Origin of the sequence: Oscillatoria sp. HE19RPO, from assembly GCF_024220515.1 — a bacterium.
Lineage (GTDB): Bacteria > Cyanobacteriota > Cyanobacteriia > Cyanobacteriales > Laspinemataceae > Laspinema.
The window spans coordinates 1-11,082 of record NZ_JAMXOT010000092.1; the positions used below are offsets into that span (position 1 = coordinate 1).

The following is an 11,082-nucleotide window of genomic DNA, read 5'->3' on the forward strand; positions in this document are numbered from 1 at the left end:
CGCAATGCTTGCGCCCCAGGGGCGCAAGCATTGCGCCCCTACATTGACTTCGTTGAGCATTCACTACGAACGAACGTTTTGGAGATTTTATTTTTTGGAGTTCCCATAAAGGTTAGAAACCCGGTTTCTGTCCTAATCTGTTGCTAATCATCTACATTTTGGGTAAGAAACCGGGTTTCTTGTCCTAGCCTATTTAATACTGTACCGACGCCCTAGGGTCCCCGTCGGTTGTTAGGGATTTCCATAAAAAAAATGGGGCAAATATAGCAGTCCTAAATGATTTGTGACATCTGTATTCTCCCCTCTCCCGCTTTGGGAGAGGGGACGGGGGTGAAGTATAAATCATTTAAGATTACTATAGTCGAGTTTTTCTAATTTTTCATCGGGAATATCGCTGGTGTCGCTGCCATCAATGTCGATATCTGTATCGCCGCGATCGTCTATAAATGTTAATCACCCGTAGGATCTGTTTTTCATCAACATTGAGGACGGGGGACGGGGGAAAAAGGTGACAATCAAAACCGAGAATTTGCAGTGGCGGGCAATGCCTACAATTCTCATTAGGGTTTCTTTGAGGGCAAAGGCCGATCGCCCCTGGGGGCGGGTTGCAAAAACCGGGTTTTTAGAGAATAACAAATAGGCAATCAGTAACCCATAATCAGTAATTTGCCCTAGGATAGGATAAAAAAGAATTTTCGGGCAATTCATAAATTGCCCCTACAATTTAACCCAAAAATTTGATAAAATTAAGACCTGTAATCTGAGTGAGTTTTAGGGGAAAGCTGCTATGTTAAAACGCCAGCTACCGAGATACTTGCCCTCTGCCGAAGAACTACCTGACTCTGATGAAACACCTGTGGATAACGAACTGCAAGAATTAATACCAGGGTTGTTAAAGGCAATTTTGCTCATTCTTTGGGCAGAGCGCATGGATTGGTTTTTTGGCATCGATATGGGTATTTATTATGACCCAGACCAACCGGCGATCGTGCCCGATGCTTTTTTAAGTTTAGGTGTGGAACGGTTTTATGATGAAGAATTACGTCCCAGCTATGTGTTGTGGGATGAAAATGTTGTACCAACTTTGGTGCTAGAAGTCGTTTCCCCAACCTATCGGAAGGAATACAGCCAAAAATTAGCCGACTATCAAGAGTTGGGCATACTTTATTACGTCATTTATTCCTCCCGTCGTCGCCGGAAACCACATTTGGAAGTTCATAAGTTAGTCGATGGCAAGTATGAATTACAGTCAGGGAATCCAATTTGGATGCCGGAAATCGGTTTAGGAATGGGTTGTGAGAGGGGAAATTATTCTGGGGTAACGAGAGAATGGCTGTATTGGTATGATGCAGAGGGAAAACGGTATTTGACACCGGAAGAAAAGGTTAAAGATGCGGATCAACGGGCCTCGCAGGAAGCTCAACGGGCCTCGCAGGAAGCTCAACGGGCCGATCGCTTAGCTCAACGCTTGCGAGAGTTAGGGATAGATCCTGATATTTAGCTCGATGTCCATCAATTTCCTTGTCTTATAGCAAAAGTCGGTTAAAACTAAGATCTTGCACCATTCTCAACAACCGGCGGGGGTTAAAACCCCCGCCTAATAGCTAAAGTCGTCTAAAGACGACTGCAAGTCTTATACCGTGGTGTTTTTAGTCGGTTTTAACCGACGTAGGGGCGCTTCGCGAAGCGCCCCTACAGGCCGCCAATCGTTTTAACCCCCGCCGGTTGTTGCTGAAAGGAAGGTATTTGTAGGGGCGCAAGCATTGCGCCCCTACAGATGAATACACCTTGACAGGGCTAGTCTATAAAAACCCACACCCGTCAACGGTGGGGCTACAGGGACGGAAGCCCCTGCTGTGCGGCGTCAAAGCGAAAACCGACTTGAGACAACCGAATATCGACTTGAGACAACCGGATTTGGTATAATTATCATAAATCAACAAAATATAGCCTTTCTCTTGTTGGTGAAGTACATTCACCGATCCCCCTAAATCCCCCTTAACAAGGGGGACTTTCCACGTTCCCCCCTTGTTAAGGGGGGCTAGGGGGGATCGAGTAAACGTACCTCATGAATGTGAAAATTGCTATAGTTACTGGCTTTACTTTGAAGTTTTGAATAATTTAAACCTAGTTTGGCATCAAGATTACACCCCAAATATTCATGCCAAACTTAGGCTATTTAATTCCGAAAAATGAGGGAATTACAGTTGATAATTCACTGTGAAATAAAATCCCTCATCTTGAGCATTCGTCCCTTTATCATCGATTTGGAAAATAGGCCGTCCATAATCAACTCGCACATTCAAACCGGGAAACACTTGCCAAAGAATACCCATCCCTATCCCAGCTAAAAAGGTTTGTCTCGGTAATTCATTGGGATTATCGGCATGGTTCCAAACGGTTCCTACGTCTAAAAATGGGGCGAATTGAAATACCGGAATTCCGGAGGTATCCCGGAGGACAACAATCCGGTCCTCTACGGAAAAGCGAAATCCGTTATCCCCCGATCGCACATTTTGACGATACCCCCGCAAGGATTGACCTCCGCCAATCACAAATTGCTGGGACGAGAGCAAACTATGAGGACTTAACTGTAAATCCGCTTGGACAATTAACAATTGTGAGCCACCTAACCGTTGCACTCGCTGCACCTGAGAAATCCAACTCACAAACTGTCCATCGGGGATCGGGTCGTCATTGTCAGTGGCATCAAATAAACCAGTCCCAATGTTCACCAGCGATCGCACGGACCAGGCTCCCTGAACATCCCGGCGCAGGTAGTCCGCGCCAATCTTGAAAGTACTCGTCCGGGTAATCCCATCGGCGCTAGGACCGCTGCCAAAACCAAACGGTTCACCGGCGACAAAGGTTTGACTTTCCTGGAAGGTAAACCCGAGAGAGGTGGCAAATTCTTGCCTGGGCGATCGCACCCAAGGTTGTCGAAAACTCACTTCATACAGTTCAGATTCCCCTTCAATATTCAACTCTCTAAACTCGTCCTGAACGATGCCATTTCGGTTGGGTGCCACCCGAAACCCCAAAGTTCCATTCATGGCATTCACCGGAATCCGATAACTCAGGTCGTAAATTTGCGAGTCTCCGGTTCCCCAATAATAACTGGCGGCGATTTCGTCTCCAAATCCCGTCACGTTGCGATAGCGCACGGTTCCTCCTAAGCGTTCGGAACCGACACTGGGAGGGGATAAATTATCTACGCCTAAATTCAACCCAAAGGGATTGGCTTCTTGCACCCGCACGGTGAGAATACTTTGAGCAATTTCGTCTCCGGCACGCAAACTGGCTTCAATATTTTGAAATAAAGGGTCGAGGCGCAGTAACCGCAACTGATCTTCCAAGCGGGCGGTGTTCAAGGGCGCGCCCCCTCCCAGTTCAATCCGAGAGCGGATATAGGACTCTCTGACGCGGTTGTTCCCTTCCACTTCAATGGTGGCTAAAGTGCCTTCAATGACTTGAATTTCAACGATGCCATCCTCGATGACTTGATCTCCGAGTAAGGCGCGGGAGGTGATATAACCGCGATCGAGATAAATTTGAGTGATTTGATCGGCGAGTTGTCGGAGGCGATCGAGGGAAACGGTTTGTCCCTCAACTTCGGCAACAAGGGTTTGAATTTCTGTATCGGTGAGTACGGTAGAGCCCGTCACGTTCACTTGGCGAATGGGAATTTCTACCTCGGGAGATTCATCGGGGGAGGGTTGTTCTTCTGGGGGGGTCAAGACGGGAGGTTCCTGGTCTTCTGGAGGGGTCGGCTCTACCTCGGGTAGGGGGGGTAATGGCTCTTGGGTGGGAGGCTGCGGGGGCTGGGAGGGAGGGGTTTGGGCGATCGCCTCTGGCATTCCAAGGTTCAGTCTAGGGGGTTGCTCTGGGGAGAGAATGCTCTGTAAATTGATCTCCAGACTGTCATCACAGGGGCGATTCTCCTTCCGAGACGCTTCGCGATCGCAACTCGTTTCCCCATCCTCTAGCCACCCCAAATTTCCAAATTCTCCAGGAGTGTTTGTCAGATCTGCGGCTTTTCCCTGATCTCCAAATATCTGGAATCGATCGCGACTATTGATGGCTTTTGCCCTGGCTGTTTCCTGGGAATCTAGGGTCATAAAATCTGCTGCTATTGCTTGACCCCCGGAAAAATTAGCGATCGCCAAAAATACTGGAATTGAAACCCCATATCGCAAAACGTTGAATATCATGTTCTTCTGCATCGAACAATCACCATCCCAACCCACTTGTTGATATAATAGCCTGAGCTTCCAGAGCATTTATTGTTTAACTCCCTTGGTACCTTAAACCGTGAAACTGCGGCAGCTCCAAATGCCAGTGTATCTATTGATTTTGCCATCGGCAAGAGATCCTAGGGTCAAAAACCCTCCTAACTATAAAACACTCCCGCTTGACAAAGCATGAAATTACCTCAATTGAGGCAGAAACCGAGTTTCTGCCTCAGTCCATGTTTTGGATGCCAACTGCTGCTCTGTATTGCTGCCCGAGCAAAACTCGGAGTGACTTTGGGTTCTGGAGATGAACAGCCCCTTGCTGTGGGCGATCGCCTTGCTGGCTCAAAGTGCCTATGCCTAGGGTAAACTTTTCAAGGCTTTGGGCTACCCAGTTGGGTTTAAAGGGTGGAATAATCTAGGTATCAAATTGTGGCGATTAGATTCAATTTCACCGATACAGTGGGTAGCCCTGGCTGGTTCTTTACTTAAACTTCTGACCGTCATCCAGTTGCCCTGATTGGGAAATTTATAACAGTCCTTTATCCCCGCCAATCCATCGGCTTTTAAATTAAAATTATCGCTTTTTTCTAAAAAATAACTTCAGAAAAATTATCCGAATAACCCCGCCATTATTTTCATCAAATCCCTTGGATATCAGATTTTAATTGATTGGTGATGGCCGGTCAATGGCATTTATTCCGGAAGTATGAATGAACTTTCTTCGGGTCCCATTTCGGGGGAGGAAGGATCTGGGCCCCAAAAATTAGAGAGAGGAGCTAACATAGCAGCGACGGTTATGAATAAAAATAACCAAGCCCCAAATAGGGTGAAATTTGAGGGGAACTGACTTTGTTTAGAGTCTTGAACCGGACCGTCCAGGGTTTTCAATCCGTCTTTTTGACTCACCCGACTCCCCGGATTCCTGCTGGCAAACCATAAGCCTAACAACTGAGAATCGACGAGGAGTTTGGAGGAAGGGGTATCGGAGTTGCAAACCTGATCCGGTAACATATCTTTACTCTCCATCACAAATCTTTAAGATTTGGCTTGAATTGGGGGAAATCTGAACTTAGGTTTCAATTTATCATCCGGATGTTTGCGATCGCGTTTGCGGGCTGTATGATTTGTGTATAACTTAGCCCAATTTGCCCGATTTTTAGTTAAGTTTTTTGAAGCACCCCTGTCCCGATGATTCGAGGAAACAATACCCGCAATTCTGGAATGCCTTCCCCATTTTTACTTGACAAAATACCTAAAAAGTGATACAGAGAGGATAATAGGGGTAAGCTGAGCAACGGGGAAAGCAATCAGGGTAGAAACAACAAATCGCCCGGGGAGAAGATGCGCCGAACCTCATCATCGGGTTACCTTGAAAAAGAGGCCGATTCCTTGGGGCGATCGCCCCAGTAACGACACTTGGAGAATTCCCCATGACTTATCATAAAATTCTGGTCGCAATTGATCGTTCAGCCCAATCTGATTTTGTCATTGATCAGGTGATCGATTTAGCCGCAAAAGAACAAGCCGAACTGATGCTATTTCATGCCATTCAAGTCGAAGCCCTCGCCGAGATCTCGCCGATGGTGGGGACCGGCATGGGATTAAGTCCATCGATCGGACGAGAAATCCCCGAAATTCAACAGCAACGACTCGAAGCGCAAGTCCGAAAAACCAAAGAAATACTCCAGGGCTATGCTGAAATGGCAATGGCCCGCAATATCCCCACCATCTGCCATCATCGAGTCGGAGACCCCGGTGTCCTCGCTTGTGAGTTAGCCAAAAGCTGGGGTGCTAACTTAATTGTAGTAGGCCGCAGAGGTCGCAAAGGCATGACCGAACTCTTTTTAGGCAGCGTCAGTAACTACATTACCCATAACGCACCTTGCTCCGTTTTAATTGTCCAAGGCGCGTTACCCGTTACCTAAGCGAAACTTAACCCTCATACCTGCTCTTTTTTGTTCAGATAATGCAGGATGGCGAAAATAAATGATCAGCTTATTCAGGAGCGGAAAATCTTTCAAATTCTGTCCGTTCTACTCGTCCCATTTGCATGGGCTAAGTGGGGTAGATTCTTTCTTTTCGCCTAATACGCCTATCTGTTGAAAAGAGCGGGTTCTGAAATCACCATTTAAAGGCTTGAACCTAATTATATGGTGTTTATGCGGAAATTATTAAAAATAATCTTGACAATTATCTTTGGCAAAAGTAAAATCAGAGAGGGTCTTCCCCAACTGATATAGGACTGCTATAGATGAGGATCTATAGCAATCCTAAATGATTTGTAACATTGCTCGGCTCCCCTCTCCCGTTCACCGTCCGCCGACGGTTGGGGGCCGCCGACGTCTTCCACAACAGCACGCAAGGACTGCTATATAGCTGAATTGGAGCTTTTGCCCATCCTACTGCCCCCTTGCCAGAGGTCTTAGTTTTTCCTCAAAAAAATTAAGTAAAAACTAAGGGAACTCCAAAAAATAAAATACCCAAAAAACCCGCACCCTTAAGGGTGGGGCTACACGGACATTAGCGGAGCCATGCCCGAAGGGCTATAGCCCGCCTGCGCGGGCTAATATAGTTAGATGCTTAACCATCGGGATTGGGATGATTTATTTGTTGGAACACCCTAAAACCTGCGGGTTTAGCTCTAAAAGCCGTCAATTAAAAGTAAGATTGCAGCGTCCCTTTTCTACGCACATCTAAAGTCGCACAATGAAAAGAGCCACCAAAGGTATTAAAATGCCGAAAATTACACAGAATCGGCTTAAACCCAAAATCTTTTAGGGCACGAATCATCGGTTCGTCTTGCTTCTCAACCACCACCCGTTCTTCATCGAGCATCAGCACGTTGACTCGGACTCCCTTGCTACACATATAGAGGGGATGACTGTCGGGAATGCAAGACTCAGGCGCTTTTAACACATCCCAACTTTTAAACATCGCCGGAACTTTATCCACTTTGTCGGGATGAATCAACAGTTTTCCAGGAGCTAACGGCACAAAGGTGGCATCAATGTGCATTGCCGATTGGTCTTTAAATTTCAGTTCGTGAACTTTATACTCATCGCCCAAACACCGCCTGACCCATTCAATGCCAAACTGATTTGTGACTTGACTTTGTTGTACGAAAATATCCCGACCGCATTTGGTGAATTCAGCAGCATCGAATACGGGTTCAAATTCACTCAGACAGGAGTTAAAGGGTTCATTTTTATCTGCTTCCTCATATTGGTAGTGATAGAGTTCGTCGGATAGTTGCGGTTTGGGAGCGGGAATCCATTGCGCTCCAGCATGAAAATACTCTTTAATCAGGGAACGATAGGCGTGAATCTCAAAGTATCGCGATCGCCAAGGCATTGCCGCTTCGATAATCTTATCCCCGATAATCATCATCACATCCCGGGGCATCGCTCCATACAATCCGCTCGCACTTTGCCAATCTGGGGTAGAATAAGGCTGAGTGTAATTTATCGCATCGGGACGCCGAACCGTTACCCCTTCGGCTTCCAAAATGTGAATGAATTCGGTTAGCTCTTTTTGCCCTGCTTCTATTTCCTCTTTGGGAAAGGGTTGTCCGCCATAGGTGCGAAATAAATCCCAGTAACGCTGAGGCATACTCGCCTTCAAGGTTACGTGCCAAGGCGGGATGACTGCACCATCCAATCGACCCACAATCACCTCTTCCAGAGGGTCCCATTCGTTAAAAGAATTGATCGCAGGAATGGGTTTTTCTTGAACTTTCGCGGGATTTTCTTGTTCCATAACTCCGGTCATTTCAACAGCATCCCTCATCTTACCGTAGTTTTCTCTATTGCTTAATCCCGAGCGCCATAATTTCTACCACCAAATACCAAAAGTCTTCTCGATCTAACACATAGTGCTGGGAATTGGGGTTGAAGTACGACATCAATTGTTCTGTTTCTGCGGCGCTTAAATAAGGAGATGCCGTCTTAATCAGCCATTCACTTTCTTGAGTAAGATAGCGTTTGGCACTGGGTGACAAGGGGTAAGAGAGTTGAATCGGATAGGCAATGCTGTCAATATGGGTTAACCCAACATCTAAAAATATTTTGTGGGTTTTGCGAGCTACATATTCATCATAGTAGTCCGATGATGCAGTTTCAGATAAAACCCGAGCCACCGCACTTTTCATCTTCAACCACAATTCAGGTGGGATGGGATAAACAATAATCGTTTCTCCATCATATTCCTTGGAGGCTACTTTTCCTCCGATTTTCGCCACTCGCTGTTTCTCTTTGATGACTTTCTCTTTATCTTCATCCGTTAAATACATTAAAGAGTTGCTGCAAAACACTACATCAAATGTATTGCGTTCAAAAGGAAGGTCGAAAAAATCTCCGCGCTGGTATTCTACGAAATCTTTATAGGGAGATTGTTGTAAGTTTTCTCGGGCGTATTCAATTAAATCTTGAGAAAAGTCTATTCCGATGATCCGACCATCCGGAGCTACTTTTTCTGCTAACTTTTCCGACCACAAACCCGGACCAGAACCCACGTCTAATACTAGATTTCCCGGTTTGAGTTGTAAATCTCGAACCATTTGCAGGCGGTACTTTTCTTTTGCTATATAGTGATCGATCAGCCATTGCAAGCTGGACATGATCAGGCCGGTATCTGCTTTATTTTCAAAATCTTCAGCAGAATAGAGCAAGGTTTCGTGGGTCATTATTAATTATGCGAACAGATAAAATTACACGGTGTATATCGTCCTGACTGCTAAACGATCGATTAGCAGTCAAGAAAGGGTTTTAAAGCCTACTTTGTAGCGTTAGGTGCCTGGAGCTTTGCCTCGGACAATGGCATCAACGCCATCCCAATACTCTTCGAGCAGTTGCAAGTAAGTATTGATGCCTTCTTCAAAGCGTTCCCGCCCTTTGGGATCGACAACGTAGGGTGCGATCGCATTAAATGCATTGTTGCTATGTCCCACTTCCACTGCAAGGTGCATCAACCAATGCTTGCGAACATTTTCATCGTAGCCTTGATTTGCTAATCCATCATTGAATTGAGAGGCTAACACCGCAGACATGGTTTCATCGGCAAACAATGCACCCAAATTCCGTTCAATGGGGGGTTCGGTATAAAGCTGCTTGGCTCCTTGATTCATTGCTGTTGTTGTGGGCAAGCACTGATAGCTTTCAATTTCTTCATTGCTAATCCCCAAGGCATTAATCTGCTGTCGGAATAGCTCGGAGTGCGGCACTTCTCCACCCACTTCATCCGCCACATTGAGAACGATCTCTCGCAAGATATTATAATCTCGCGTATTCATGGCAATTCCAGTAATGTAAAACGGTTCGTACTGGAAGTAATAAAAACATTCGAGGTAAAATTTCTTTTCTTGTTCCTTGGTGAAGGCATTCTGGCGGTAGTAGTTCAACAAGGGATGCTCAACGGCTCGGTGGTTGAGGATGTACTGCAGTTTTCCATCAAGATAGGCTTGCACTTCTTGATTTTCGAGTTTCACCCGCTGGCGAACTGTCGTATCTTCTACGTCTTGGAAATTTTTCAGCGTTACCTGGGTCACGTTTAACCTCCTTTCAGTTTGATAGCTGTGTTATTTTTATCCGAGGGAATTTTGGGGTATTTAACTAGGCTTTTGGGTCGTACAATCCGGCTTGTACTTCTTCTTCTGACCACCAGCGATCGCCATCTTTGAGTTCTTTTTTCAGATCGTCCATACAACCCCAGGTCATATTCAACATAATCCGTGTTGCATCCCGATTGAGCGGAACAGTACGATGAAGGGTGGTGTCTGCTTTCAGGAAGTAGATATCTCCACTGGTAAACCCGTAGGTCTGAATCGAATTTTCGCACAAATAAAAGTGGATTTGGGGGTCGGATTTATTCCATTTGGTGTGAGGTACGCACTGTAGCATTCCTCCATACTCAATCGGTGGCGTTTCTAACACCCAAATCAGCGCGTAACGATAATCTCCCCAGTGCCATCCATGAGTATCGCCACACTTTTCTTGACGAGCAATTAAAAATTCTTCATCTTTCGATGGACAAGGGAGTAACTTTTCGCCTGCCACTGATTCCAACAAACTGACCAAGGATTCAGAACGGTAGACTTTGTTAATAAACTCGCTATTTTCCGCAATAACTTCACTGTGAACCACGCTCATTTTTCGCGGAGTGTTACCTGTGGTTGCCAATTTTAAATCTCGACGTTCTGAGTAAAGATCTAACAGGCGAATTGCCTCTGCTTTCATCGCTTGGCGGATTTCCAGAGGCATCATGTTCGTTAGTTTGATAAATCCATCGCGAACAAATTTTTGAGAAATCCCAAATCGGTTGCCTTGCGGAAAATTCTTAGAGAGATTTTCACTAATTTTTACCTCTAGCTCTATACCTTCTTCAGAAATCACTGCTGTCCTACTGGTCATCCAGATCTCCTTAATTTTTTAAAGCCCATCGTTTTGGCAGAATTTTGACAATCAATCCTATCCTCACTAGATGTCCTAACTGGACATCTGAAATCAGCAGCTTTTAGCTATTTTTTCTTATGTACTGATTCTTGTTTACGCTTTCTGAGGAAAAGCTTAACCACTCAGATCGATATTCCTCCAGGTAGACTGCATTTTGGCTTTCACGATCGCCCTATTACTGATACCCCTTCAAAATTCAGAGTAAAGAGCGATCGCTGGTATGTTTTCCCGTCTATATTATTCTTCATGCTGGGATGAGTGAGGGGATTGCAAAATATAAATCCTCCAAACTTTCAACTGAAAGGAAGCTATGTGTCGGAGTAAATGCTTGCGCCCTCCGGAGGGCGCAAGCATTGCGCCCCTACATTGACGGGGCTACTTTGTTGATCTACGAACGAACG

9 protein-coding genes are annotated in these 11,082 nt (G+C 45.7%); 3 read left to right on the plus strand and 6 right to left on the minus strand.

Annotated features, from left to right (window positions below; genetic code table 11):
* Positions 1-787: 787 nt before the first annotated feature.
* On the plus strand, positions 788-1,501 hold the full coding sequence (locus tag NG833_RS09120; protein WP_254564977.1) for a Uma2 family endonuclease: 714 nt from the start codon (positions 788-790) through the stop codon (positions 1,499-1,501).
* A 700-nt stretch (positions 1,502-2,201) separates the two neighbouring features.
* Here NG833_RS09120 and NG833_RS09125 read toward each other — a convergent pair.
* Positions 2,202-4,280, minus strand: coding sequence for a ShlB/FhaC/HecB family hemolysin secretion/activation protein (locus NG833_RS09125; protein ID WP_254564978.1), 2,079 nt, complete (start codon positions 4,278-4,280; stop codon positions 2,202-2,204).
* Between the two features lie 141 nt (positions 4,281-4,421).
* On the opposite strand from NG833_RS09125, the gene NG833_RS09130 reads away from it, so the two are divergent.
* Positions 4,422-4,601 carry a hypothetical protein gene (locus tag NG833_RS09130; protein WP_254564979.1) on the plus strand — a complete coding sequence of 60 codons (180 nt, stop codon included), beginning with the start codon at positions 4,422-4,424 and terminating at the stop codon, positions 4,599-4,601.
* A gap of 327 nt (positions 4,602-4,928) precedes the next feature.
* On the opposite strand, the gene NG833_RS09135 is transcribed toward NG833_RS09130, so the two are convergent.
* Entirely contained in the window at positions 4,929-5,261 is a 333-nt protein-coding gene (locus NG833_RS09135; RefSeq protein WP_254564980.1) for a hypothetical protein, read from the minus strand.
* 404 nt (positions 5,262-5,665) lie between these two features.
* Between NG833_RS09135 and NG833_RS09140 the strand changes: the two genes are divergently transcribed.
* Positions 5,666-6,160 (plus strand): universal stress protein, encoded by a 495-nt coding sequence (locus tag NG833_RS09140; RefSeq protein WP_254564981.1) that lies wholly within the window; start codon positions 5,666-5,668, stop codon positions 6,158-6,160.
* A gap of 730 nt (positions 6,161-6,890) precedes the next feature.
* On the opposite strand, the gene NG833_RS09145 is transcribed toward NG833_RS09140, so the two are convergent.
* The 4 genes from NG833_RS09145 to NG833_RS09160 form a co-directional block, all read right to left on the minus strand.
* The gene (locus NG833_RS09145) at positions 6,891-8,003 is read right to left on the minus strand and encodes an amidinotransferase (RefSeq protein ID WP_254564982.1); all 1,113 of its coding nucleotides are present in this window, start codon (positions 8,001-8,003) and stop codon (positions 6,891-6,893) included.
* 34 nt (positions 8,004-8,037) lie between these two features.
* On the minus strand, positions 8,038-8,916 hold the full coding sequence (locus NG833_RS09150) for a class I SAM-dependent methyltransferase (protein ID WP_254564983.1): 879 nt from the start codon (positions 8,914-8,916) through the stop codon (positions 8,038-8,040).
* Between the two features lie 102 nt (positions 8,917-9,018).
* Positions 9,019-9,777 (minus strand): iron-containing redox enzyme family protein, encoded by a 759-nt coding sequence (locus NG833_RS09155; protein WP_254564984.1) that lies wholly within the window; start codon positions 9,775-9,777, stop codon positions 9,019-9,021.
* Between the two features lie 64 nt (positions 9,778-9,841).
* Complete coding sequence (locus tag NG833_RS09160; protein WP_254564985.1) at positions 9,842-10,639, minus strand: hypothetical protein; 798 nt, start codon at positions 10,637-10,639, stop codon at positions 9,842-9,844.
* Positions 10,640-11,082 lie beyond the last annotated feature (443 nt).